Consider the following 26,058-nt stretch of genomic DNA (forward strand, 5'->3'; position numbering starts at 1 on the left):
GGTTAATTATGAGGTTATCAGGCGCTTAGCCCAGCAGCCGGGTTTCGACCTGACTGAGCTCGAGCCGGGCCGCGGCCAGTTCTTTATACAGGCGTTCGACTTTGGGCCAGTTTTGGGCTTTGACCGCTTTTAGCAAATCGCCCTCCAATTCGGCCACTTCCAGGCGCTGGTAATAATCCAGGGATTCCTTGAAATGCGCCAGGACGATTTTGCCGGTCAGAATGGGATGGTTATTAGTGACGTTGGCCTCCTTGAACCGCAGGCCGTGTTCCAGTTCGACCTCCAGCCCCCTGCAGAAGTCCTCCACTGGAATGTCCATGCCCCCCAGATCCATCTGGCCCATAATTTTTCGAGCTTCTTCCAGCCGTACCTTGGGCTCGGTCAAGGCCGTCCAATCGCTTATTTTGAGTTCCCGGCACACCTTTTTAACTTCCTCAATCGTGACATATTCCGGAATTTCCATTGGCTGTTCCTTTCTCACCTGTTCAATTTAGGCCTGCGCCAATGCTTGTCAGTCCCGACCACGATGGTCTGGCCCGTCTGCCCAGTAAGCATATCTCGGATAAAAAAGAAGATCAAAGGGTTTTTATTATGCCGGGGTCCGGGGATCACCATAAATGTAATATCCGGTAACCTTTTTGAAGGCATCAGAGGTTTTCTGGCCCGGATAGCCATCAACTTTGACATAGATGCCGGGCACGGTATTTAAAAAGCTCTGAAGTTCTTTGGCTATGGCCGATCGTTCGTTTTTCGAATAACGTAATAAAGGTTCAGCCGGTTCAGGTGCGATTGCCGGGGATGGGATTTTCGGTAATTCGATCACGTCCAATTCGGCCAGGCGGCGCAGACAGACCGCGGCCCCTATTTGCCGGGACACCGCTTCATCCGACCAACGGCCGTCAGCCACATATTTACCACTGACATAATGGTTGGAATAACTCCACAGATAAGGTGACCGGACATGGGGGTGGTAAAGGCGGTAACCCCAGCCATTGTATTCTTCCAATTTGTAAAGCAAGGCCGGTAGGCTCCAGTCTTGCCAGATATGCAAGCCCCTCAAGCACAAAGCGTCAGCGGCGCTCTCTTCCCAGGTAAAGGGTGGAGTTCCATGTTTGGGCCGCCCGGCCGGGACATGCACCGTCCTGGCGCTGAGAGGGTCGCCATTATGCAGATGCCGGTTAAAATTGAGCGAGGACTCCATGTTATGGATCACCGCGATGAAGTACCAGGGGATGCCCAGCGGCTCTCCCACGGCCTGATAACGGCCCCGATTATCGTTGATCCTGTTGAGGATCGCCTCCACCTGGCTGATTTTATCCGCCCGGATGATGCAGGTATCAAATAACCGCTGATATTCCTCTCTTAATGCCGGGGTCAGTTGAACTTTCGCCATGGCTTTCTTTCCTCGATCGGGGAGTATTTAGCAGTTCCAAATTTTAGGTCATGGTTGCGGAGAAAATAGGCAACTGGAACTAATAACTAAAACCTAAATGATTACCCCCAAAGGGGGCAGGGCCACGGTCTTGATCACCAGGCCGACCACCCGCACAAATAGATCCTGGCCTTTCTGATTGAGCTGCAGTTGTCTTCTCGCTACTTCGCCCTGGAGAATGGCTGCCAGGTGTTGGAGATTTTTTTCATGTTCCTGGGGATCATCAGAGGCGGCGGCCAGCAGCTTCTCGCGGGCCAGGTCGGTGGCCAGTTGTTGCAGGAAATCTATATCTTCCTTATCCCACAAATCTTTCACCTCAGCTTTAAGCAAAGAGAGTATTTCATCTCGGAGCCGGTTCAGGTCGGGCATGTTACTCCTCCGTGGGTTTAGAGTTTAAGTTGGAAGTTGTGGTTTAAAGTTAATGATTTTCCTTCTCCAACTAAAACTAACAACTCATTTCACTCTGGCCTCGTCTACCAGTTGCTGAAACTTATCGGCCGTCTGGAGGCGGATCCGTTTGGTATCCGGGCTCAGCTGCGGATCTTGCTTAACGTAGTCTTGGTATTCCGGCAGAATAACCCTGGTATAGCCATCCACCGCCCTGACAAAGTCCTGATTGACACTACAGCCGCCAATTAAGACCAATCCCCACAACGCCAAAATCACCATGCACTTTTTCATTTTCTTACCTCCGTGTAGTACATACCTTGCTGCCGCCCGGCAGTTAAAACGGCCAGAGGCAAGCCATGCTCTATAACCTCCTTAATATTTGGTAACTCCTTATATCTTTTTGGGGCAGAAAGCTAATCAACCTGGTGCGGTTGTCAAAGATTTGTCAGCTGGGGATTATTAATCGCAAGAAAGAAGACAGCCTCCTAGCCGGTAACGAAGGGCTGCTAATACGGCTGACTTCTTAGAGGTTGGTTATATTTTGGTAGGCTGAAACGACTTGAACCAGTTCGAATCGGCCAAAACCACGGAAGTATCGATCTGTCTTTGGGGGATTGACCAGTATTGCTTTAACAACCGGTCCTTTTCAACCAGGGATACCAAGCAGAAGCCGTGTTTTTCATAGAATCGGATGGCCCAGGTGGCTGCCGCCCAGGTGCCGATCAGAATAGGGCGGTCGGCCTGTTGACGCAGGGCTGCCAGCAACTTCCCGCCGATCCCCTGCTTCTGCCTGGCGGTGCGGACATAGGCGTGTCGGATGAGGATGACATCCTGAACCGGTTGCAGACCCATCACCCCGAGTAATTGCCCTTCCTCTTCATAACCCCAAAACACTACCCCGGCCTCGATTTCGTGCTTTAGTTCATCTCTGGGCATATAGGGTATTTTCCAGCAATCCTCGGGGATAACGCCCTGATAGACTGTGGCCGCCTCGTTGATAATGGCGTAGATCATCTCAAAATCATGATGGTCGCAAGCCCTAATTATGGTTTTCATCACCGCTAAGCGTCAGGTCGTAAAGTTTGCCGGTGATTTAAAGGGTTAATTTGAGGGAAGGGCCAGGGGACCGTCGGGTCCCCCGCCCTCCCCTCAAGCTCCCCTCCCAACCCCCCTTAAGGGGTTGGGGGAGTGGGTTTGGGAGAGGGGTAAGGGTCTGGGACCCCTAGCCCCCCACTCCCAAGAGCTGTCTTTTCTGACCTGCGTAATAACTCTGATAGATTGCCTGACCCAAAATTCAAGCCTCCGCCAGGCGCCGGATAATTTCCGGGATCAGGGCGGTGGCCAGATGGGGGAGGGAACCACCGCCTAAGACCACTTGCAAGGGGATGCCGCACTCCGTGGAGACAAACAGCATCAGATCGCAGATCTCAAAGAAGGCCGGTTCGGTCAGCCCCAAGGAGCCGTAATCGTCACAATGGGTATCAAAACCAAAATACCAGACCAGGAGGTCAGGTTTAAACCCAGGGATCAAGGGCAGTTGGCGTCGCACCGCCTCGACATAGAGAGAATTTACCTGGGGCTGCCAGCCCAAACTATAGACGTCGATGTCGATCTTGGTGCCGTCTGAGGATTTATAGTTACTGCCACAGAAACAGAGGTGCAAGACCTCGGGGTCATCTTTGACCAGTTGCCGGGTGCCGTCGCCGTGGTGGGCATCGGTATCAACAATGGCAAAGCGCCGCCAGGGGCTGATGGATCGCACCTGGGTGAGGGCAATGACCACGTCATTAAAGCAGCAGGCCCCCCAGAACTGGCGGCGGCCGGCGTGATGGCCGCCGGCCCCGATAAAACAAAAGGCCCGGTCCAATTCGCCCCGGGCCAGGGCCTCCATGGCCGCCACTACTCCGCCCGCCGACTCATAGGCCGTGCTGCAGAAGGGATCCCGGGCCACCGCCGGGATCATGGCCGCATCATGCACCTTGAGGATCAGTTCTTCAGACACCCGGGGGGACTCAAACATTTGGACATTGGGCTTTTTGAGCAAATCCTCCAGGACTTCCGGAAAATCCCGCAGGCGATTACCGATGGTCATGTAACTCTTGCGACTGAACGAGGGATGATAATAGATGCCAATTTTTTTCATCGTCTTTCCATCTGGAGTCGGTCAGTGGGCAGGGTAAATTTTCTGTTACCTTGGTTCGTGGCGGTAATCGTTGGCCCGGCCTGGTTTTCTGGTTATACCATTTTCCCGATAATGGTAGGGGCGATGGAGCCGGTCGCCCCTTAATAGCTTAAGTACCGAAGCGCTCCCCCACCTTGGGTTGTTTGGCCTTGATAAATTCCTCCGCCTTGACCTTGCCTAAGTCTTTGGTACGGAAGCGCTGAATCTGCAGGGTACCGCCGCGGGCCGCCACCGTCAGGCCATTGGGGTTGACCTCCAGGATCTCGCCTGGGGTATGGCTGTGGCAGGCGGCACTATAGGAAGCATTGTAAAACTTAACCTTTTCCCCGCGCAAGGTGGTGGTCGCGCCGGGTTGTGGGTCACAACCGCGGATGAAATCATATAGGGCGCGGCCCGGAATATTCCAATCCATGCCACTGACTTTTTCGTCACAGGGGGGTTCGTAGGTGGCCGCGGCATGATCCTGGGGAATCCGGGGCGCAGTGCCAGCCTGGATCATCTCCACCGCTTCCACCACGGCCTCCACCCCCAGGGGGTAGAGTTTGTTAAAATAAAGAGCCCCGGTGGTCTCATCCAGGCCGATCTCCACCTCTTTCTGAAGTAGGATTTCTCCGGTGTCTATGCCCTCATCCACCCAGAAAATGGTCAGGCCGGTTTTGGTGTCGCCGTAGATGACGGCCCAGTTGATGGCCGAGGCCCCCCGGTGTTTGGGCAATATCGAAGGGTGATAACATATGCTCCCCAACCGGGGCTGATTAAAAACCTGCGGGGGGACAATATCGGTGACAAAGGCCAGGACCCCCAGATCCGCATTCAAGGTCTGCATCTGTTCTGCAGCCTCCGAATCCTTCATCCGCCGGGGCTGAAAAACCGGTACCCCCGCCGCCTGCGCAGCCTCCTTCAGGGGGTCCAACTTGCCTTTGGGGGGATCAGGTGGACAGAATACCCCGACGATGTCCTGCCCCCGCTCCTTCAGCTTGTTAAACACGTCGGCGCCAAACGCCGCCTGGCCGATCAGGACAATACGCATGTTACCCTCCTGTTTGAGTTCAGGGCCGCTGGCCTAAATCTTAAATGGGATCAAGTTAATGATGATGTTCCTCCGGGGGCCGTTCCGGCTCCAGGGTAGAAGCATAAATAGCTACGGCAGAAGCGGCCAACACCGCCAGCACGGTGGTAATCCAGCAAAAATTGAGAATCGCTAAGCCAAAACACAGAAACACCACCACACATAGGACCGCCTGCTTTTTCCGATATTCTTCTGTTGCTGCCATATTATCGGCCTCCCATAAATTAACATCGTCTGATTCAAGCCCTTTCCGGGGCTTATGGTCTTAACCAGGAATTATCTTTAGTTTTCCATAGTTATTTCCAGAGACGAGCATAAACACTAGTGCTGATATTCTTTAATGATTGGGAATTTTACCACAATCACGGCCAGGATGTAAAACTAAATCCGTGCCCACAGATAATAGCGACCCTTAAAAGCCAGGAGGGAAAGGGGGAGAATATATGGACAGGAAGGAACCAGGAACCGGGCCAAGTTCCTAGGGGGATAACTTCCGTCCCACTTCTCCCCCTTCGCAGAGGATGGATATCGGAGGAATTTCGGTAGGATTATTATCAGTTAGCAATGCTGGCAAGCTCTTTCTTTTCTTCATTACAAAAACCATGACCTTCCTATCACAGTTCCCTACGGTAAACCCCGGGTAAGTTAAAGATTTTAATTGTCGCCTGGAAATCTTCCGGGTATTCAGTGAGATGTCGGATCCAGGCCTCTTCCCGGGTTTCACCTTCCTGGACCAGGATCAGGGCCAATTTAAATTTAAACCAGGTTGCCGCCCCCGCCTTCTTTTTGCAGTTATCCATTTTACTCTCCTCATGAAGCGTCCTAGCGGGCAGATTTCCATGATCCCTGGCCATTTCAAAAATTTAGTCGGAGTCAATGCAACCGTGGTGCCAATCCCAGATGCCGCCCTTTTTGTTATAACCGTTTGGATTAAATCAAATTGTTCAATAATAAAGCTATTTCCCAGCTCGTGTCTCAGGCAACTGACTGTCGGCAAATTTTACAAATTGTAAAGTTTGAGGGGAGTGCAGAGCCAGCGGCAGCCAAACCGGTTCAAAACCATTTACTTTTACCGTATCAGTATTGCGGAATTTATGGTAATTTATTTATGGTGAAGATGAGCAATGCGCGAGAACTGGCCGATTTGCTGAACAAAGCCCAGGCTGGGGTGGCCTTAACCGGGGCCGGAATTTCAGTGGATAGCGGCATCCCCAGTTTCCGAGGGGCAGATGGTCTTTGGACACATTATGAACCCCTGGAATATGCCCATATCCGGGCTTTCCTTAAGAATCCGGCCAAGGTCTGGAAGATGCTTTTGGAGCTGGACGAAATCATCGGCCGGGCGCGGCCTAATGCCGCGCATCTGGCCCTGGCCGAACTGGAACGGTTGGGCAAGCTCAAGGGCATTATCACCCAGAATATCGACAACTTGCACCAGGCGGCTGGCAGCCACCGGGTAGTAGAGTATCATGGCAACGCCCATCGGTTCGTGTGTCTGGGCTGCGGCCGGGTTTTTACTCGAGAGGAGCTCGATTTTTCCCGCCTGCCCCTCTATTGCCGATGTCAGGGATTGATCAAGCCGGATGTGGTTTTTTTCGGCGAAGATATTCCCCCGCGGGCCAATGCCGCGGCCTGGGAGCTGGCCGAACACAGCGACCTGTTTCTGGTTATCGGCACTTCCGCGGAGGTAGCCCCGGCCAGCCTGCTCCCTTACGTGGCTAAGCGCCACGGTGCCCTAGTGGTAGAAATCAATCTGGAACCTACCACTTTAACCGAGCACCTGACCGATTATTTTATTCAGGAATCAGCCAACCAGGTGCTGCCCCAGGCCTTGGCCCTGCTGGCCCCCAAGTCTCCCCCCTCTGACAGGAACTCTGGTAAATCTTGACTTTCGGGAAAACCCAGCAATATCCCGTTGGGAGATTGCCCGCGATGGTTTTACCCCCTTACCCAAACCCTATTCCCCCGTAGCGGGGGGAGAGGTTCAGGGTGAGGGGGAAGTATGCTTCTCGGAGCACGATTGCGGTTGGGAATTTATCAACTGTGGGGCTAGGCCTAGTGAACCTCCTCCCCATTATGAGGTCCTCCGATTCTAAGCCATTGCCGGACCAACTGCTCTACCTCCCAACCCACCGCCAGTTCGGCTTCGACAGCCTCAAGTATCCGGCAGCATCGGACCGATCCCAGACGCTCCTGAAGTTCCGGGCAGAGAAAACGCTGGCAATAATAGTGCCGGGCCATTAATTTGCAACCCTGAGGCCCGAGAAAAAAACATTTCCCAAAGATTTCCTGGGAATCAGGAAGTTGGACCCCCAGCAACAGGTTTAACAGCAAAAGCAACCGATCGTATTGATTCTCCACCCCCGGGAAACAGCAACTGCCTGACCCCTTCCGTGCACAAACAGCGCAGGCGGTGCTGATACCGAGCCTGCGGTTTAGTTTAGCAGTATGATTAATAGCCTCCTGATAGCGCTTCAGACTTAATCCGATCTGCCGCTCCTGCAAGATAGCTTCCCCAAAGCGGTCCCATAGAAGTTTCGCCCGGCTGATTTCATTTAGAATGCCTTTTTTCGGCATCGGCGGCTCACTGCCCTTCCAATCAAATTGACCTATAATACCAAGTTGCGATCAAGGAGCTAAAATGCCCCCTCACCCTCGCCCTCTCCCCCGCCAGCTGGGGAGAGGGGATAAAGGATAAAATTACTCATTTGAAAGCTAATCGGTATAAAATACACTGATTAATAGCACCGGATCATGGAAAAATCCGGGTTTCGCCCAGGCGCAGGACAATGAATCGGTCCTCGGGAATCTTGGCCTGGCGCAAAGCCCGCTGCAAGAATACCGGCGGCTCGCCCATCGGCTCGTCGGTCAGTTTGAAGGTGCCCCAATGCATGCCGATTGACTGCCGCGATCCCACATCCTGATGAATCATTACTGCTTCTTTCGGATTGACGTGCATAGGCCGCATAAACCACCGGGGCATATAGCCACCGATGGGAATCAGCGACAGCCGCATGGGACCCAGACGTCGGCCGATTTCCTTGAAATCCGGACAATAGCCGGTGTCGCAGGAAAAGAAGATCTTGCCACTGGCGGTTTCCAACACCCAGCCCGACCACAGGGTCTCATTGGCATCAAAAGGACTGCGCATGGAAAAATGCTGGGCCGGGACACAGTGCACGCGGATTGGCCCCAGACTCGCCGAGTGCCACCAATCCAGCTCCGTCACCTTATGGAGATCATTCTTTTTAAACCATCTGGCCAAACCCAGGGGTACGAAGAATTGGGTCTTGTCTCCCAGACTGACCACGGTGCGGATATCAAGATGATCGTAGTGGTTATGACTGATTACCACGGCTTGGATCGGCGGTAGCTGAGCCAGGGAGAGGCCCGGCGGTGCCACCCGCCGGGGGCCGACGAAGGTCAGCGGGGAGGCCCGGTCGCTGAACACCGGATCCGTCAGGATATTTACGCCGTCAACCTGAATTAAAAAGCTGGAGTGTCCGATCCAGGTGACTTGAATCCTTCCGGGGTTAGGGTTATAGATTTGATCCAGATCGGGAGACACCGCTTCTGGATTATAGGGCGGCACCTCTCCGACGGGCAGGGCGGGCTCTTCATTAGGGCCCAACCCCAATTGCCAGCGAAAGAAATCCAAAGACCGGCTCCTGGTTTGAATATGGGGATTGCGAAAACCGTTAGCAGTGTGGTGCGAGGGTAGGGGAGATAGAGGTGGCCTCGGTCGCCCACACTCAGCCAGAAACAAAAGAAGCAATAGGATAAACAGTGCGATGAGCAGTCTGAAGGCCATCAGGTGTAAATCCTGATTCCTTTTCTGATTTTCCCGCCACGGCTGGAGAATTAAATTATATTGATATCGAGGTCTTTTTAGACATCATTCCAAATCGTCATTCCATCAGGCCCGAAGTTCTCGAGGATTATATATTGACATTAAAACTTCTGCCATTGAATAATGAATGTGGTTTATAGCCGCCACCCCTGCAGATAATCTAAACATACCCTCCGCCACAGGAGAGTGCGGGAGACCTCAGAACTGGTGCATAACGAGTATCCGCAACAGCCGTCCTTCCGGAAGCAAAAACTACAAGCCCTGATTGACTTGCAGGCGGAAATGCTAAATTGTCAAAGGTGTCAGCTGGCTTTAACCAGGACCAAGGTGCTGGCCGGTGAGGGCAAAGTGGATAGTCGACTGCTGCTCATTGCCCAGGCTCCGGGTGAACTGGAAGATAGGGAGGGGCGGATGTTCATCGGCCCTTCAGGTCCCATCTTGGACGAGTTCCTTAAAGCTGCGGGTCTCAGCAGAACCGAGATTTATATGACCAATCTGGTGAAATGCCATCTTCCCAAGAACCGGCGGCCCAAACAGGAGGAAATCGACGCCTGCAGCCCCTATCTGGCCCAGGAGATCGCCATCATTATGCCCGCAGTGCTGGTTCCCCTGGGATATTTCGCCACCCGCTACATCTTGGCCAAGTATAATGCCTCTCGGCCGGCGGCGCGATCCGAGTTTCGCAATCTTTATGGCAAGCTGATCTTGGCTGTGGATCAAAAGATTTTCCCACTGCCGCATCCCTCGGCTTTGCTTTACAATCGCTCTTTCAAACCTGCTATTCTGGAGATGTATAAAAAGCTTCGGGTCCTATCTCAACCCTGTAAATGGTATCCCCTGTGCCCGATGCGCCGCTTTTATGAGCAGGGCCGACTTGCCCCCTTTTGGATTGAATATTACTGCCAGGGCGACTGGGAGAGTTGTGTCCGCTATCAGATGGAGGAAAAAGGAGAATATCACTCCGACACCATGTTGCCGGATGGAAGCTACCTGGAAACCTTACCGTAACCGAAGAGGCGCATAATTGGGCATAAAAAAATTTGAAGGACGGCGGCAATTCGTCATCCTCCCCCAAACCAGAATCGGTTTTAGACCTTGGCAAAGGTCAGACCGCGTTCATCGGCGTCCACCCGCACCGTATCGCCTTCGCCAAATTCACCTTGCAGGACCAATTTGGCCAGACTGTCCTGGATGTGCTTCTGGATGGCGCGGCGCAAGGGCCGGGCTCCATACACTGGATCAAACCCCTCGTTGGCCAGAAAATCCCGGGCCGCATCGGTGAGCTCTAGGTTGATCTGATGTTCTTGCAGCCGCTGAGCCAGGCGCTCGACTTGCAGATCGACAATTTTACGTAGGTGGTCCCGATCCAGCCGGTGGAAAATGATGATATCATCCACCCGGTTGAGAAACTCGGGCTTAAAGTGGAAGCGCAGGGCTTCCATCACCCGTTCTTTCATCTCTTCCTCATCGGCCACTTCGGAGATATACTGGCTGCCGATGTTGGAGGTCATAATGACAATGGTGTTCTTAAAATCCACAGTCCGGCCATGACCGTCAGTCATGCGGCCGTCGTCCAGGATCTGCAGCAGGGAGTTAAAGACCTCGGTGTGGGCCTTTTCGATTTCATCAAACAGAATCACTGAATAGGGCCGCCGCCGCACCGCCTCGGTGAGTTGGCCGCCTTCTTCATAACCAACATAGCCCGGCGGCGCGCCGATAAGCCGGGAAACCGTATGTTTTTCCATATATTCCGACATATCCAGGCGGATCAGGGCCTGCTCTGAGTCAAACAGAAACTCTGCCAGGGCCCGGGCCAGTTCGGTCTTGCCGACGCCGGTCGGCCCCATGAAAATAAACGAACCCAATGGCCGGTTGGGATCCTGCAACCCGGAGCGGGCCCGACGCACCGCGTTGGAGACCGCTTGCACCGCCTCAGTCTGACCTACCACCCGTTGCGCCAGCCGCTCCTCCATATGGATGAGCTTCTGCTTTTCGCCTTCCAGCAGCCGGGAGAGCGGGATGCCGGTCCATTTGGCCACTACTTCGGCGACGTCCTCGGCATCCACCTCTTCCTTGAGCATGGCCCCGTCTTTCTGTAATTCCGCCAGCTTCTGGGTGCTGGCCTCCAATTCCTTCTGGAGGTTGAGCAGCGTGCCATACCGCAGTTCCGCGGCCTTGGCCAGATCGCCGTGGCGCTCGGCCTGGGCCTCCTCGACTTTGGCCTGTTCGATCTGCTCCTTGATTTCCCGGATACGGGTGATGGCCTCCTTTTCCTGCTGCCAGCGGGCCTTCATGGCCGCACTCTGTTCTTTAAGGTCCGCCAGGGACTTTTCGATCTTGGCCAGACGCTCTAAGGAAGCTGGGTCCTGCTCATTTTTCAGGGCCTCCCGCTCGATCTCCTCCTGGCGGATCTTGCGCTCCACTTCGTCGATCTCCGACGGCAAGCTGTCGATTTCGATGCGCAGCTTGCTGGCCGCCTCGTCGATCAGATCAACGGCTTTGTCCGGCAAAAAACGGTCGGTAATATAGCGCTTCGACAGGGTGGCGGCGGCGATAATGGCGCTGTCCTTGATATGCACCCCGTGATGCACCTCGTACCGGTCTTTGAGGCCCCTTAAGATGGCAATGGTGTCTTCGACGCTCGGTTCCGTTACTAAAATCGGTTGAAAACGCCGTTCCAGAGCTGCATCTTTTTCAATATATTTGCGATATTCATTGATCGTGGTGGCCCCCACACAGCGCAGTTCACCCCGGGCCAAGGGCGGCTTGATCATATTGGAGGCATCCACCGCGCCTTCTGCGGCACCGGCCCCCACCAGGGTGTGTAGTTCATCGATAAACAGCACAATATTGCCGTCCGACTCCACCACCTCTTTAATGACCGCCTTGAGACGGTCCTCGAATTCGCCCCGGTACTTGCTTCCGGCAACCAGCGCCCCCATATCCAGAGCGACAATGCGCCGATCTTTCAGGCTATCGGGCACATCGCCGTTGACGATGCGCTGGGCCAGACCCTCGACAATGGCGGTTTTGCCCACCCCGGCTTCGCCGATAAGCACCGGGTTATTCTTGGTGCGCCGGGATAATACCTGGACAATTCGCCGGATTTCCATATCCCGGCCAATAACCGGGTCCAGTTTTCCTCTGCGGGCCAACTGGGTCAGGTCGCGGCCGTACTTCTCCAGAGGTTGATATTTATCCTCCGGAGTCTGATCAGTTACCCGCTGCGACCCCCGGATGGCGGCCAAAGCCTGTAAAATAGCCTCCGGGCTGAGCCCTAAGGTTGCCAAAGCCCGACCGATCTCGGTGTCTTTGGCCGCGGCCATGGCCAACAGCAGGTGCTCGGTGGACACATAGTCATCCCGCATGTCTTCGGCCTGCTTAAAGGCCGCGTCCAGGACTTTATTTAGTTCCGGAGAGATATATACCTGAGCCGCACCGCTTACCCGCGGCAACCGGGTCAGAATATTTTCAACTTCTTTGATAAGTTGTTGAGGTTCAACCTCTAATTTTTTAATTAGGGGCCGAACCAGACCTTCTTCCTGGGCTAATAGGGTGCGCAATAAGTGCGCGGTTTCAATCTGGGAATGGTTCAGGGTCCGGGCCAGTTCCTGGGCCCCTTGCAAAGCCTCTTGGGCTTTTAAAGTCATTTTGTCAAAACGCATAAAAAAACGCCTCCCCCTTTAGCGTTGCTAACAACCTGTAATTTATATTACCATAAACATGAATGAACCAATGTCAAGCTACGGCAGCTTATCAGGACGGGGGGCAATATGTTAAAAATCCTGTTAATTGGGAGATACGGCCATGAATGATCGGCGGCTGGTGGCGATTATCCCGGCCCGCTATGGTTCCAACCGCTTTCCGGGCAAACCTCTGGCCCTGATTTCCGGGCAGCCCATGGTCCAGCGGGTCTATGCCCGGGCCAGCCAGGTTAAGCAGCTTACCGGAGTCTGGGTCGCAACCGATGATCGGCGTATCGCCGACTGTGTCCAGGGCTTTGGTGGTCAGGTATTGATGACCCGGCCTGATCACCCCTCCGGTACCGATCGTTTGGCAGAAGCAGCCGCGCGGCTGGGGTTGGCGCCCCCGGATGTGGTGATCAATATTCAGGGCGATCAGCCAGCCTTCCCGGTGCCGGTGATCGACCAGCTCATCCAGTCTTTGCTGACAGAGCCGGAGGTGGCCATGGCCACCCTGGCCTCACGCCTTACCAATCCCCAGGCGGCCCAGAACCCCAATGTGGTCAAAGTGGTTTTCGATCAGCGCCACCAGGCCCTCTACTTTTCTCGGGCCCCGATCCCCTTCTGGCGCGATGCCGCGGAGTCGCGCTATTTCTACAAGCACATCGGCATCTACGGCTACAGCTATGACTTTTTGCGCCAATATGTGCGACTGCCCCCCGGAATCTGGGAGCAGGCGGAAAAACTGGAGCAACTCCGGGCCCTGGAACACGGCTTTGCCATCCGGGTAGTCGAAACCCAGTACGAAACCCTGGAGGTGGACGTCCCGGAAGACATCGCCCGGGTGGAAAGTTATCTTATGGCTGACAGCCTTTAAAAAATCCATTTAAGCCGAGGCACAGGGGGTTGCAGACCCTGGCGCTAGGTAATTTTTAAAGAAATCTATTAATGATTGACAACTCGGTAATCAGAAGTTAACTATTATGAGGGGAGAAATTACCAAGCCTTATTTAAGCCTGGAGCCAGGATTTTGAGAAATTTCAGCAAGACCAGAATTGTTAAAACAATAACTTATGTAATTCTAGGGAGTTTGCTGGGGTTAGCGGATTTAACGGCCAAGGCCGCAACCCTAGAGGAAGCAGATCTGCTCGTCCAAAGTCACATTCCCGACAAGGTTATTCGAGCCCTCAACATCTATCAAGAACTTCTGCCTCAGACTGGCTCCGGGCGGTTTCCCCTGCTAGTGCGGATGGCACGCGGAGCATATATTATGGGAGAGTTGGCTGAGGAAGCAAACCGACAATTTTTTTATGAGAAAGGCAAAATTTATGCCGAGCAGCTGATCCAGGAAAGGCCGGAAAGGGTCGAGGGCCATTATTGGCTGGCCCTCAACCTTGCCGGTCTGGCTGAAGTCAACTGGTCTAAGGGGCTCGTGGTTCTTCCCCAAATTATTAAAGAGCTGGAGCGCTGCCTGGCGCTCGATTCGACCTATGATCAGGCCGGGCCTCATCGAGTATTAGGTCGGATCTACTTTGAGGCCCCCAGCTGGCCACTATCGGTCGGAGACCTTTATAAATCCTTTCATCATCTGAGGGCGGCCACCGAACTGGTCCCGGAAAATACCACCAACCACCTTTTTCTGGCCGAAACCCTTTTCCGATTGAAGCTCCCCGCTCAAGCCAAAGTTGAACTGGAAAAGGTTTTTAATTCAGACAAACATGCCATCTGTCAAAAAATGGTAGAGGAGGATCGACGCCAGGCGCAACTAATCTTAAAAAATTCTCATCTCAAGTTTTTAAAACAGTAAGATTAATTTCCCCAACAGAAGCCTTAGGAAATTAGATAACGGCAGGGAAGGCAAATTAGTCTGCAGCCTGAATCTGTTCATTTCCGAGTGGCCCGGTCAATGGCTTGGGAAGTAATGTCCAGTAGTTCGGCCAATTCAGCCTGAGAAATGCACAGAGGCGGCATCAACACCACGACATCCCCCAGGGGCCGCAGGATGGCCCCCAATTTCCGGGCCTCCAGGATTACCCGGTAACCAATGCGTTGGGATACCGGAAAGGGTTTCCGGGTGGCCCTATCCTGCACCAGTTCAATCCCCACCATAAAGCCCCGCTGGCGGATCTCGCCGATGTGCGGCTGATCAGCCAGGGCGGCCAACCGCTGGCTTAAATAGGCAATCTTATCGGCCAACTGCTCTAATATCCGGTCGGTCTCAAACAAATCCAGGCTGGCCAGGGCCACAGCCGCGGCCAGGGGATTGCCGGTATAGGTGTGGCCATGAAAGAAGGTTTTGAACTCCTGATACCCTCCCAGGAATTGCTCATAGATCTGATCAGTGGCCAGAGTGGCGGCCAGGGGAAGATAGCCGCCGGTAATGCCTTTGCCCAGACAGAGCAGGTCCGGGGCCACGCCTTCATGTTCACAGGCAAACATTTTGCCGGTGCGACCGAAGCCGGTGGCCACCTCATCAGCGATCAGTAAAACCCCATAGCGGTCGGCCACCTGCCGCACTTTGGCCAGATAACCCGGAGGCTGGGGAATCATGCCGGCAGCCCCTTGCATGATCGGCTCCAGGATGATGGCGGCCAGTTCCTGGTGATGGGCGGCGACCAGGTCTTCCAGGGCAGCCAGGCATTGCTGTTGGCAATTTTCCTGGTTCGGGCAGCGATAGCAATAAGTCGCCGGGGCCATGTAAGTAGGGAACAACAGGTCCTTGAATATACTATGGAATATCTCGATGCCGCCCACTGCCACGGCTCCCAGGGTATCGCCGTGATAGGCGCCAGCCAGCTTGAGGAAACGGCGTCGGTTGGGTTCCCCTTTGAGTTGCCAGTAACGATAGGCCAGTTTGAGCGCCACTTCGACCGCCGTAGAGCCATTGTCCGAATAGAATACTTTATTTAATCCTGGCGGGGTGATGGCTACCAGCCGTTGAGCCAATTGCAGGGCGGGAATATTGCCCAACCCCAGTAAGGTGCTGTGGGCGATTTTGGCTAACTGGGCAGTGATGGCCTGGTTTAACTCGGGTCGGCAATGGCCATGGACAATGGCCCAGATCGAAGAGACCCCGTCTAGATAACGGCGATTATCGGTATCATAGACATAGACCCCTTCCCCCCGGACGATAATTACCAATTCCTCCTGGACAAACCCCTGCATCTGGGTGAAGGGGTGCCAGAGATAACGGTGGTCCCAATCAACTAAGGTCTGATAGTCAGGTTGCACTGGTAGACGAATTCCTTCCTCCTGATCTGGATCAAGGGAAATTATAGCCCGGCTCCTTTACCATGCTAGGCCACGGCTGGCAAGCTGGCCAAGGCGACGACAGATTTAAAACTCCATCCGATCAGAAAATTTTAGGTGTAAATCATCTTGCCCTGGTGCTCGACAGGTTTGGTCCCGACAACGGGCCGCCGGTCGGCATCAGGAGTAATTTTCACCAAAGGCATCAGAATTAGATCTTCGCCGCGGGTCATCGATTTCATAACGGCGCATTTTGTTAAAGAGAGTAGTCCGGCTGATATTCAGCATCTGCGCGGTGACCTGGCGATTCCAATTATTTTGCCGCAGGCTTTCGAAAAGAATCTGTTTTTCAGCCGCGGCCAGGGCATCGGCCAGGGACAGCCCATCCAAGCCGGGCTTCCAGCTCTTTACCTTTTCCACCAGATGCGGGGGCAGGACTTCCGGGATAATAAAATCTCCCCGATTGAGGATTATCGCCCGCTCGATTACGTGCTCTAACTCCCGGACGTTTCCTGGCCAGGGATAGAAATGGCATAATTCCAGGGCGCTTTTGGCAATGCCCTTCACCTGTTTATTATAGACCTCATTGAAACGCTGGATAAAATGTAAGATCAAAGGCTCGATATCTGCCAAGCGGTCCCGCAACGGTGGGATAGATAAGGAGACCACATTAATCCGATGATATAAATCTTCCCGGAACCGTTTGCGTTCCACTTCATCATTTAGAGGGGCATTGGTGGCAGTGATGACGCGCACATCCGTTTTAACAGTCTGGTTACCTCCCACCCTTTCAAAAACCTTCTCTTGCAGGACCCGCAGCAACTTGGCCTGCAGGTTCAGGGAGGCGCTGTTGATATCGTCCAGGAAGATGGTGCCGCCGTGGGCCTCTTCGAATTTGCCCTTTTTATCCCGATAGGCGTTGGTAAAAGATCCCCGCACATGGCCAAAGAGTTCACTTTCCAGCAGAGTTTCCGAGAGGGAGCCGCAGCTTAACTCTACGAAAGGCCCTTCTCGCCGGGAGGATTTGCGATGAATGTATTTGGCCAGCAGTGACTTGCCGGTGCCGGATTCGCCAGTAATTAAGACCATGGCCATGGTGTCGGCTACCATATCGACCAGGTCCAGGACCTCGATCATCTGGCGGTCTTTAAAGATTATCCCATCATCCAACTCCCAGGGACGGACTCGCTTTTTCAGGCTTTGATAGGAGGCCAACAGCCGCTTCTGCTCCAGAGCCCGTTGTATGGTCAATTTAAGTCGAAGATCATCAATGGGTTTGGTAATGTAATCATAAGCCCCCAGCTTGATGGCTTCCACCGCCCCATCAATGTGACCGTGCGCGGTAATCAGAATGACCACCGCATCGGAGTCTTTCCCCTTGTATTCCTTCAATAACTCGATGCCGTCCATACCGGGCATACGGATATCAGAGAGGATTATGGCGTATTGATTAGATTTCAATTTTTGTAAGGCGTCAATGCCGTCAATGCTCGAGTCGACCAAGTAACCCTCGTAACTGAGCATTTCCCGGAGGGAATGGCAGACAAATTCGTCATCATCGACTATCAAGATATCTTTATTCTTCAACTTTCTACCCTCCCTGAATTACTTAAGGTTTCTAGACCAATCGGTAACCGGCCGGGGCAATTCGATGGTAACCGTAGTCCCTTGCCGGGGGATACTGTCCACCTTAATTCGGCCCTGATAACGCTCTATAATCTTTTCGCAAATCGACAATCCTAATCCCATGCCATGGCCTTCTTTTTTGGTGGTAAAGAAGGGTTTAAAGATTTTTTCCAGATTTTGAGGCGCAATCCCCTCACCGGTATCAACAAATTTAATCAACAAGCGGCCCCAGTCTTCAATGCCAACGATCTGTAATTCTCCCCCTTGGGGCATAGCGTTTAATGCATTTTTAATCAGATTAACGAAAACCATGTACAGATCGCTGCCTACTAAAATCTGATCAAATGCCGGGGAAAACTCCAAAGAGATTTCTACCCCCTGATCATTGGCTTGGAACGTCAAAATCTTAACGGCTTCTCGGAGCTGGCTTAATACGGTATCCTGAGCCTTAAGCACCTGATGCGGCTGGCTCAGGCTGAGCATAGATTTGACTGAATTGGATATCCGGTTCAAACCCTTCTGAGCTTCGGTTAAGTAACGTTCAACCTCGCCGTAGTCCTCTTTTTTTAATAGGGCTAATGAGATATAGCGCATCACGCCATCGAGCGGATTGTTCAACTCATGGATTACACAGGCCGAAAGCTTTCCCATGATGGCCAGTTGTTCACTGATTGCCAGGCGTTGCCGCATCTGCTCTATCTCGGTAATGTCTTCCAGCATCATTAGCACTTTGGGCTGTCCGGGCTCAGACCGGAAGCCAAACATCTTCGCGGAGACAATCCGGTTACCCCGGCTGGGGTGGATCAGGTCAAGCTGATCTAATTTCAGAGGGCTTTCGGAATATAAGGCTGCTTGCAGAGCCTGGAATAATTGTTCCCGGTCCGCAGAAGCTAGCCAGCTTAATTGGGGGAGGAGTTCTTTACCCAGAAGCAGTTCCACATCCTGGTCCAGAAGGTCGGCAAAAGCCGGGTTGGTAGAACAGAGCCGAAATTCCTGGTCTAAAACCGCCAGGCCAACGGTCATGGATTCGTTCAGTTGGCTGACATAATCCTTCATCTGCACCAACTCAGACTGAGTGTCGACCAGGGCTTTATTAATCCGCCGGCTTTCCTCCTCCCTGGCCTGCAAAATTAAGATTTCTGCGAATACCTGGGCCAACAGCCAGATCAGAAACAGCTCCCGGGTTGTAAAAGGTTGCAGGTCCTGCCGGTCAGCAAGGTTGATTACCCCCCAAAGTTTTTCTTTGATAATAGGAACCACTAAAAAACTGGGGGTCCGATATTGTTGACTGCGGGGAGGTTCAAAAAAACGGTGGTCCATTCTGACATCGGTTACCAACAACGGCCGGTTATGTTGTAACACATAACCCATAACCCCTTCCCCTGGCCTTCTGGGTTTCAGATTAACCTGACTGCCTTCGCCGCCGCTCTGGGCAGCACAGGTCAGGTTTTCTTTATCGGGTTGACAGAGAAAAATAGAACCGCGCGAGGCCTGAGCCAGTGTTTGGGCTTTTTCTAAGAAAAGCCGGGCCAGCTGATGCCGGTCCTTAATCTGTTTAGCCTCTAAGCGCAATTGCTCTAAAATTTTGAATTCTTCTACTTCAGGGGCCAGTTCCAGAACCTGTAGGCCTAAAGCCTCAGCCCCCTTTAGGGTCCATTCCAGTTCCCGTGTTGCCTCTCGCAAGGATTTAAACTGTAAAGCCCGCTCGATGGTCAGGATGATGGCTTCCGGGTGTACCGGCTTGGCAATGTAATCGTAGGCTCCCAGTTTGATAGCCGCGACAGCATCTTTAATGCTGGAGTAGCCAGTAAGCATAATGGTCATGGTCTCGGGGTACAGCAGGCTGATCTGCCGCAGCAGTTCCATACCCCCCATCCCGGGCATCACCACATCGATAAGGGCCAGATCAAAGCGTTTTTTTTCCAGATATTTCAGGGCAGCCAAACCATCCCCGGCGGCATCCACCTGATATCCATGAGCCATCAAAATTTCCTGGATGACTTCGACGACTGCCGGTTCGTCCTCAACCACCAGTATCATTGGTGGGTTAGCCATAGACGCTCCTTTTCCTTTAGATCAAGCTCTGGACCAGAGGAATGACAGGTTTACATGATTTGTAAGTTTTAATTCCTCATCAATAAAAATGAGCAAAAATAACCGCAAGGTCGATTAAAGGTCCATTTACCATAGACCAGGCAGGATAGACCGATCCATTATATGGTCGACCGGCCATATTGGCGAAGTAGATAATCCCGATAAGCCCCGGATTGGATGCGATTTATCCAGTTGCGATGATCCAGATACCAATGGATGGTGCGCTCCAGGCCCGCCGTAAAGGTCACCTCCGGTTGCCATCCCAACTCACGATTGATCTTGGTGGTATCAAGGGCATAACGCCAATCGTGGCCAGGACGATCTTTTACAAAGGTAATCAAGTCCTTTAAGGAATAGCTACCCGGTTGGCGGTCTTGGAGAAGCTGCAGCACCTGATGCACTACTTCCAGATTCGAGCGTTCGTTCTGAGCGCCGATATTATAAGTCTCTCCTAACCGGCCGTTTTCCAACACCATCAACAGGGCTCGGCAGTGGTCTTCCACATAGAGCCAGTCCCGGATATTATCCCCCTTGCCATAAATGGGGATCGGTTTTCGGGCCAGGGCCTGAGTGATAATTAAGGGAATAAATTTTTCCGGAAACTGATAGGGGCCATAATTATTGGACGAGTTAGTAATAATTACCGGCAGGTCAAAAGTTTTATAATAGGCCCGTGCCAGCATGTCGGCCGAAGCTTTACTGGCGGCATAAGGGCTGTTCGGAGCGTAAGCAGATGATTCAGTAAATGCCGGCTGGTCGTGAGTTAAGGAACCATAAACCTCATCGGTACTGACCTGCAAAAACCGTGGTTCTTCGCCCTCCACTGGGTTTCCTTCAATCCAGGCCTGTCGAGCCGCCTCCAATAGGGTGAAGGTTCCCTGAACATTGGTCCGTATAAAGACGGCCGGGGACATTATGGAACGGTCCACATGCGATTCCGCGGCAAAATGCACCACTCGGGTAATCGGATAGTGCCGAAAAAGAGAATGGACCAATTCCTGGTCAGCAATATCACCCTGGATCAGAGTATAATGAGGCGAATCCTCAAGATCAGCCAGATTTTCAGGGTTGCCCGCATAAGTCAATAGATCCAGGTTGATTATTTCCTGATCAGGCTTTTTTCGGGCTAGGTAACGGATGAAATTGCTGCCGATAAAACCAGCGCCGCCGGTAACCAGGGTGGTGGTCATAATTGCCTTCCGTACAGTTGCCAGAATTCGGCAAAGGCAGTCTGCCAATCCGGCATATGATCTAGCTGCTCCAGTTGGAGGACACGATTAGCCAACACCGAATTACGCGGTCGTGGGGCGGGACGGGGAAATTCCGCAGTGGTGCAAGGTTTGAGATCAACCGGGAGTCCGGCGGCGGTAATGATCTGCCAAGCAAACTCATACCAGGTGCAGGCTCCCTGACAGGTGGCGTGGTAAGTCCCAAAGGCATTAGTTTCTGCTAAATCAAAAAGTTGGCGAGCCAAGGCCAGTGTACTGGTGGGCGTGCCGTGTTGGTCATGTACCACTTTTAAGGGCCGCTCCTGGGAGGCCAGCTCCCGTCCTCGGGCCAAGACCGTTTTGATAAAGTTTTGTCCTTGTGGGCCATAGAGCCAGGCAGTGCGGACAATAAAATGGTCTGGACATTGTTCCCGAACCTGCTGCTCACCTAAAAGTTTGCTTTCCCCATATACTGACAGAGGTCGAGGGCTATCCCATTCAACGTAGGGGCTGGCTTTTTGGCCATCAAATACATAATCGGTACTGATATGCACCAGACGCACCCCAAAACGGCGACAGGCCAGGCCTAAATTCCGGGGACCCAAGGCGTTGACTCGATATGCCAGATCTATTTGAGTTTCGCAGTCATCCACCTGAGTATAGGCCGCGGCATTAATCAGGACCTCCGGCCGGTAATCCTCGACTTCAGCCAACACTGCCTGACAATTGGTAATATCAAGCTGGGCGAGGTCAGTGGCCCGGATAACAAATCCCCGAGAAGTACCTTCTTGAACCAGAGTCCGGCCCAATTGGCCATCACTCCCGGTGATCAGTATCTGCATGGATTATAGGTTTCTCCTGCAACCAGGACGGAAATTATTAAACCCTGCCGCCGCTGTTCCTTCAGCAAGACCCATGATCTCCCCCAGCAGCCTGGTTTACCAAGGATTATGAAGCTGGATATGCTTGCCGCAGGTCCAAACCTTATTCCAATCTAAACCTGGAATCAGGTTCGTCCTCGTACCGTTCCTCGTCGACGGCACTGTTGCGGCCGGGACCCCGGTATAATCGGTTGGGACAGTTAAGCACCAGGCCCTCCCGATCACTGACATTAATATAGCCGTGGACTACCCCCGGCGGAATGATTACCACCCCTGGCTGGCTCTCCCCCAGAATCAGATCCTGACGGACCCCGTAGGTCTGACTCTCCGGGCGATTATCCCACAACACTATTCGGAAGTCACCCGGTCCGGGAAAGCAGAAAAAATCGGTCTGCTCCTTGTGAGCGTGCGGCCCTCTTTTTTGCCCTGGTTTGGTAAAGGAAATATAGGCCATGACTGGATATAATTCAGGGTCTAATTCATCCTGACGAAAGACTTCCGCTAGTCGTCCACGTTGATCGGCATACAACATCAAGTGACGCGTTAGAACTCCTTGAATATCCATAAATAATCCTGGGGTTGGCAGTTGATTCCTGATAAGCAGATAGGTAGATCGGCGGTGACTCAGTCCCTGATCAATTATCTGTAGGATATGATTAAAAAATCAAACTCGAATAATTCAAACTCTGAATCAAATATGTTCCAATATTGACACAAACGCCATTCCATGTCAATCAATTTTTCTGGATCAGACTGATTATTTTTTAGGTGATATCGAATCAGGCGATTTAAAGCGGTGCGACTGTCCGGGTTGGGTAGGGGGTCCGAAAATTTCTGGGGCTAGGTCATGGAAAAATATGGCATGTTAACTTGGTATTGGTTTATCTCTGAGTTCCCTTGGGACCGCAACTATTCACGGCAGATGAGACGGACTGGAATCTCACGAAAAACGTTATAAAGGCGGGTTTTGGCCTTTTCGTAGCGTTGATAAAAAATATAGGCAACTTCATACATCACCTTAAAGCCGATCTCGGGGTCTTGGGCAAACAATTTTTCCAGGGCGTTGACGTCGATTTCTATGGCCACGGTTGGTTCCAGACAGGTGGCCGTCAAGGAATGGACCTGGAGGCGCATCAGCGAGGCCACTCCGATAAGTTCTCCAGGACCGTGGCGTTCATAAGAGATCCAGGCATCGGCATCCGGCATTACATCATCCAGACTGACCAGGCCTTCGACAATAAGATAGATCTGACGGGCGCTAACCCCTTGATGGTAAATGGTATCCCCGCGAGCAAATTCCCGTTGGCAACAACAATCAGCCACTTGGGCCAGTTGTTGATGGCTCAACCCGGCCACCAATGGAATATTGCTCAACTGCCGAAGAATGGTCATCGGATCTCCTATCAGGCGTTACTTATGAAATTTATAGAGATTTCCAGGCTCATCCCTTCCGGCTACTCTAATGCTATCAGGCCTGGCCGTATTGGTAAAGAGTTTTTCATCCTACAAACTTCTTTTAGCGGACCTTATGGTGTATCTCAAGCTCTTCCGGAAACTGATTGACAGCCAGATAGGTTCAGCCCCGATGGTGGGTCGGCAATCTTTAAATGCCCTCCAAAACCCGGTCGATTTCGGCATCGCTGAAATCCCAGGTGACATGGTGCGGGGCCAGATTTTCTTTAAAGAATTCCGGCAGCCGATCGTGGCTCGGGGTAAATCCGGCATCGCGGTTAAAACTCCTTTCATCCCGGAGTACCTGCTCTCCCAGGGCCAGGATATCGTCGCTAACCAGGCTCTCACCATAACGAGCATTGATCATATCGATGATACATTGTAAGGCCTCGGGATTATCGAGCACGGCAAAAGCGGTAAACAGGCAGAGGCCGATACTATCAATGGCCGCGGTGGCAATCTGCAGGTTACGGGCCAGTTCGATCTGGCCTTGCTTCTGCAGGGGATCACTCTTGCCCCCGCATCCCAGGATGTTCTTGGCCACGGTGTAGCCCGCGGTATGGTCGCCGCCCATCGGCGAAGTGGCATAAGTCAGGCCAATGCCCTTTTCGGCGCGGGGATCATAAGCCGGCAGCCCTTGCCGTTTCACCACTGGGACCCGATCGACTCCTAAGGCCTGTCCGGCATAAGCCGAGCCATTGCCGATGATCAGTCCCCAGGGGTCATCGCTAGCCACTTTTTTGACCGTGTTGATGGCGGCTTGACCATCACCCCAGGGAATCAGACCGCCTTCCATCATCACCCCCAGGGCTACCCCGGTTTCGATGGTGTCCAGGCCCAAATCATCGCAGAGGTGATCCAACTGGGCAATAACGTCCAGGTCTTTGATGGTGGTATGGGCTCCCAAGGCCCAGATGGTCTCATATTCGAACCCCGAGGTAAGGTATTTGCCGTCCGCATCATGGTAGGTCTGGGAACAGTGGATGACACAGCCGGGATGGCATCCTTCTTTGGTCTTGCCACCCCGTTGCTTGATCAATTCGACCATTTTCTCCCCGCTCAGATCCGCGGCAAAGGCAAACCGGCCGCGCCGGAAGTTCTGGGTGGGCAAGGCTCCGGCGTTGTTGACAATATTGACCAACACCGCGGTGCCATAAGTGGGCAGGGCCTGGCCGCTCACCGGATGATTGACTAGGAGTTGGGCCCACTTGCGGGCCGCAGCCTTAAATTTCTCCTCATCTGCCATCCGCAGTGCGGGCTTGGTGTGGAGGTCATCGATTACCAGGGCCTTAAGTTTTTTCGAACCCATCAGCGCCCCCAGCCCACCCCGGCCCGCAGCCCGGCTGGGGCGACCCTGGTTATCAGCAAACTGAATACTGGCGGCGCACAAACGTTTCTCGCCGGCCGGTCCGATGCTCAGCATCCCCACCTGCTGGCCAAACCTCTCCCGCAATCGGGCCATAGTCTCATAATTTCCCAGTCCCACATAATCGCCTGCCGGGAAAAACTCCACCCCCTCATGGGAAAGCCGAACCAGGGAGAAGTTGCCCTGGGCCGGCTTGCCTTCGACGATCACCGCCTTGATACCCAGACGAGCCAGTTTTTGGGAGACGATGCCCCCGGCATTGCTCTCCTTAATAGTGCCGGTGAGGGGAGATTTGCCCCCCACTGAGATGCGCCCGGAGTTGGCCGCCGGTGTCCCGGTCAACAGCCCCGGGGCCAGAATCAGCCTGTTGGCAGCGCTTAAGGGATGGCAGGTGGGGGGCACTTCCTTCCGGATAATCCGGGAAGTGAGGCCGCGTCCTCCTAATCCCGCATAAGCCGGTGAATCTTCTTCCCAATAAAAACTGCAATCGTCCATATTGAGACGCAAGATCCTGGACATGACATCCTCCTTTCCGCCTACCCTGATTAATCGCTCCGGTTATCAGCCCCTGCTCGGCTGCCTTGGGAAATTATTAGCCTTACTGCAACAATTATGATAATAAAATATCTGCAATTAAAAAATGTGTCAATCATGATTATCCCTATCCCTTGATCCTCATAAAACCAAAACCACGTTATTATTATTTTATTTGTACTTTCTTCCGGTTATCTTAATTTAGAAAACAATTATTAGAAATAGATTTAATATCATAAAAGAGCTATTTAGCCATAATATAGATTACTATATTATTAGGAAATTTATTTGCGATAGGTCATGGCTTCTGATATATCCTAAGGCTAGCTCATGCAGTGCCTTTATCAAAATCAGATTTGCGTCCCAGGGGAATAGGGTGGCTTGCTAAAATATGTCAATGATCCTATGCCTGGGTTTTTGAAATCCTGGCAAAAAACATCTGAAGCCGCCAAACCTGAAAACAAGGAGATAACTTATGAAAGCATCTGGTGTATGGAGACGTAGTAGCTGGATTCTATGCCTAGCTTTGTTGGGACTCCTGACCATGAGTAGTATGATCGGGGCTGCCGGGAAAATGGCGCCAGACTTTTCCCTGCCCGATATTCAGGGTAAGAGCTACACCTTAAGTCAGCTCAAGGGGAAAGTGGTGCTCCTTAATTTTTTCACTATCTGGTGTATGCCCTGTCGGGAAGAAATGCCCGATCTGAATGCGATATATAAAGAATATCAAGATAAGGGCTTGGAAATCCTGGGCATCTGTCTCAAGGCAGACCCTAATCAGCTGCGCTTCTTCGTCAAAAAGATGAACCTGGAATATCCGGTATTAAACGGTACCGAACAGGTAAATAAGGATTACGGAGAGATTACCGGCGTCCCCACCACCTTTATCATTAATAAAAATGGTAACATCGTCCACGAAATCGTCGGCGCCCGGGACAAGGCTGAGTTTTTAAGTCTCATTGAGCCTCTTTTATAGGGTGGGCGGAAATGGCCCACGTCTGAGCCAACTACCCAGGGACCAACTATCTATCCCTGATGTAGT

The 26,058-nt window shown here is 52.6% G+C and carries 25 protein-coding genes; 5 read left to right on the forward strand and 20 right to left on the reverse strand.

Features of this window, described 5'->3' with window-relative positions; translation table 11 throughout:
* Window positions 1-25: 25 nt before the first annotated feature.
* The 9 genes from JRG72_00315 to JRG72_00355 form a co-directional block, all read right to left on the reverse strand.
* Complete coding sequence (locus JRG72_00315) at window positions 26-463, reverse strand: hypothetical protein (GenBank protein ID MBW2133665.1); 438 nt, start codon at window positions 461-463, stop codon at window positions 26-28.
* Between the two features lie 126 nt (window positions 464-589).
* On the reverse strand, window positions 590-1,393 hold the full coding sequence (locus JRG72_00320) for a hypothetical protein (protein MBW2133666.1): 804 nt from the start codon (window positions 1,391-1,393) through the stop codon (window positions 590-592).
* Between the two features lie 93 nt (window positions 1,394-1,486).
* A complete protein-coding gene (locus JRG72_00325) occupies window positions 1,487-1,801 on the reverse strand; it encodes a hypothetical protein (protein MBW2133667.1) in 315 nt (104 codons plus the stop codon).
* Window positions 1,802-1,885: 84 nt separating this feature from the next.
* Window positions 1,886-2,113, reverse strand: a complete 228-nt coding sequence (locus JRG72_00330; protein ID MBW2133668.1) for a hypothetical protein — start codon at window positions 2,111-2,113, stop codon at window positions 1,886-1,888.
* 243 nt (window positions 2,114-2,356) lie between these two features.
* Window positions 2,357-2,869: a GNAT family N-acetyltransferase gene (locus JRG72_00335; protein MBW2133669.1), complete on the reverse strand. Its 513-nt coding sequence runs from the start codon at window positions 2,867-2,869 to the stop codon at window positions 2,357-2,359.
* A gap of 247 nt (window positions 2,870-3,116) precedes the next feature.
* Window positions 3,117-3,965, reverse strand: a complete 849-nt coding sequence (locus JRG72_00340) for a histone deacetylase (protein MBW2133670.1) — start codon at window positions 3,963-3,965, stop codon at window positions 3,117-3,119.
* A gap of 148 nt (window positions 3,966-4,113) precedes the next feature.
* The gene (locus tag JRG72_00345) at window positions 4,114-5,034 is read right to left on the reverse strand and encodes a methionyl-tRNA formyltransferase (protein ID MBW2133671.1); all 921 of its coding nucleotides are present in this window, start codon (window positions 5,032-5,034) and stop codon (window positions 4,114-4,116) included.
* Between the two features lie 55 nt (window positions 5,035-5,089).
* Window positions 5,090-5,278, reverse strand: a complete 189-nt coding sequence (locus tag JRG72_00350) for a hypothetical protein (protein ID MBW2133672.1) — start codon at window positions 5,276-5,278, stop codon at window positions 5,090-5,092.
* Between the two features lie 409 nt (window positions 5,279-5,687).
* Window positions 5,688-5,873, reverse strand: a complete 186-nt coding sequence (locus JRG72_00355) for a hypothetical protein (GenBank protein ID MBW2133673.1) — start codon at window positions 5,871-5,873, stop codon at window positions 5,688-5,690.
* Between the two features lie 317 nt (window positions 5,874-6,190).
* Between JRG72_00355 and JRG72_00360 the strand changes: the two genes are divergently transcribed.
* A complete protein-coding gene (locus JRG72_00360; protein MBW2133674.1) occupies window positions 6,191-6,961 on the forward strand; it encodes an NAD-dependent deacylase in 771 nt (256 codons plus the stop codon).
* 167 nt (window positions 6,962-7,128) lie between these two features.
* Here JRG72_00360 and JRG72_00365 read toward each other — a convergent pair whose 3' ends face one another.
* Both JRG72_00365 and JRG72_00370 read right to left on the reverse strand, forming a co-directional pair.
* Complete coding sequence (locus JRG72_00365) at window positions 7,129-7,650, reverse strand: hypothetical protein (GenBank protein ID MBW2133675.1); 522 nt, start codon at window positions 7,648-7,650, stop codon at window positions 7,129-7,131.
* Between the two features lie 175 nt (window positions 7,651-7,825).
* On the reverse strand, window positions 7,826-8,884 hold the full coding sequence (locus tag JRG72_00370) for an MBL fold metallo-hydrolase (protein MBW2133676.1): 1,059 nt from the start codon (window positions 8,882-8,884) through the stop codon (window positions 7,826-7,828).
* A 321-nt stretch (window positions 8,885-9,205) separates the two neighbouring features.
* On the opposite strand from JRG72_00370, the gene JRG72_00375 reads away from it, so the two are divergent.
* Entirely contained in the window at window positions 9,206-9,931 is a 726-nt protein-coding gene (locus tag JRG72_00375) for a uracil-DNA glycosylase (GenBank protein ID MBW2133677.1), read from the forward strand.
* 80 nt (window positions 9,932-10,011) lie between these two features.
* On the opposite strand, the gene clpB is transcribed toward JRG72_00375, so the two are convergent.
* On the reverse strand, window positions 10,012-12,588 hold the full coding sequence (gene clpB, locus JRG72_00380) for an ATP-dependent chaperone ClpB (GenBank protein MBW2133678.1): 2,577 nt from the start codon (window positions 12,586-12,588) through the stop codon (window positions 10,012-10,014).
* A gap of 142 nt (window positions 12,589-12,730) precedes the next feature.
* Here clpB and kdsB point away from each other — a divergent pair, with 142 nt between their 5' ends.
* Window positions 12,731-13,483 carry a 3-deoxy-manno-octulosonate cytidylyltransferase gene (gene kdsB, locus JRG72_00385; GenBank protein MBW2133679.1) on the forward strand — a complete coding sequence of 251 codons (753 nt, stop codon included), beginning with the start codon at window positions 12,731-12,733 and terminating at the stop codon, window positions 13,481-13,483.
* Window positions 13,484-13,696: 213 nt separating this feature from the next.
* Window positions 13,697-14,413 (forward strand): hypothetical protein, encoded by a 717-nt coding sequence (locus JRG72_00390; GenBank protein ID MBW2133680.1) that lies wholly within the window; start codon window positions 13,697-13,699, stop codon window positions 14,411-14,413.
* A 77-nt stretch (window positions 14,414-14,490) separates the two neighbouring features.
* Here the strand turns inward: JRG72_00390 and bioA are convergent, their stop codons facing one another.
* The 8 genes from bioA to JRG72_00430 form a co-directional block, all read right to left on the reverse strand.
* Window positions 14,491-15,837 carry an adenosylmethionine--8-amino-7-oxononanoate transaminase gene (gene bioA, locus JRG72_00395; GenBank protein ID MBW2133681.1) on the reverse strand — a complete coding sequence of 449 codons (1,347 nt, stop codon included), beginning with the start codon at window positions 15,835-15,837 and terminating at the stop codon, window positions 14,491-14,493.
* Between the two features lie 198 nt (window positions 15,838-16,035).
* Complete coding sequence (locus JRG72_00400) at window positions 16,036-17,442, reverse strand: sigma-54-dependent Fis family transcriptional regulator (GenBank protein ID MBW2133682.1); 1,407 nt, start codon at window positions 17,440-17,442, stop codon at window positions 16,036-16,038.
* Window positions 17,443-17,460: 18 nt separating this feature from the next.
* Entirely contained in the window at window positions 17,461-19,536 is a 2,076-nt protein-coding gene (locus tag JRG72_00405; GenBank protein ID MBW2133683.1) for a response regulator, read from the reverse strand.
* A 158-nt stretch (window positions 19,537-19,694) separates the two neighbouring features.
* Window positions 19,695-20,765 carry a dTDP-glucose 4,6-dehydratase gene (rfbB, locus tag JRG72_00410; GenBank protein ID MBW2133684.1) on the reverse strand — a complete coding sequence of 357 codons (1,071 nt, stop codon included), beginning with the start codon at window positions 20,763-20,765 and terminating at the stop codon, window positions 19,695-19,697.
* On the reverse strand, window positions 20,762-21,625 hold the full coding sequence (gene rfbD / locus JRG72_00415) for a dTDP-4-dehydrorhamnose reductase (protein MBW2133685.1): 864 nt from the start codon (window positions 21,623-21,625) through the stop codon (window positions 20,762-20,764). The genes rfbB and rfbD overlap by 4 nt, the downstream gene beginning before the upstream one ends.
* Before the next feature lie 142 nt (window positions 21,626-21,767).
* Window positions 21,768-22,229, reverse strand: coding sequence for a dTDP-4-dehydrorhamnose 3,5-epimerase family protein (locus JRG72_00420; protein ID MBW2133686.1), 462 nt, complete (start codon window positions 22,227-22,229; stop codon window positions 21,768-21,770).
* A 344-nt stretch (window positions 22,230-22,573) separates the two neighbouring features.
* Window positions 22,574-23,056, reverse strand: a complete 483-nt coding sequence (locus JRG72_00425; protein MBW2133687.1) for a cyclic nucleotide-binding domain-containing protein — start codon at window positions 23,054-23,056, stop codon at window positions 22,574-22,576.
* Window positions 23,057-23,267: 211 nt separating this feature from the next.
* The gene (locus JRG72_00430) at window positions 23,268-25,001 is read right to left on the reverse strand and encodes an aldehyde ferredoxin oxidoreductase (protein MBW2133688.1); all 1,734 of its coding nucleotides are present in this window, start codon (window positions 24,999-25,001) and stop codon (window positions 23,268-23,270) included.
* Window positions 25,002-25,491: 490 nt separating this feature from the next.
* On the opposite strand from JRG72_00430, the gene JRG72_00435 reads away from it, so the two are divergent.
* A complete protein-coding gene (locus JRG72_00435) occupies window positions 25,492-25,992 on the forward strand; it encodes a TlpA family protein disulfide reductase (GenBank protein ID MBW2133689.1) in 501 nt (166 codons plus the stop codon).
* Window positions 25,993-26,058: the final 66 nt, after the last annotated feature.

Source organism: Deltaproteobacteria bacterium, assembly GCA_019309545.1.
GTDB lineage: Bacteria > Desulfobacterota > Desulfobaccia > Desulfobaccales > Desulfobaccaceae > Desulfobacca_B.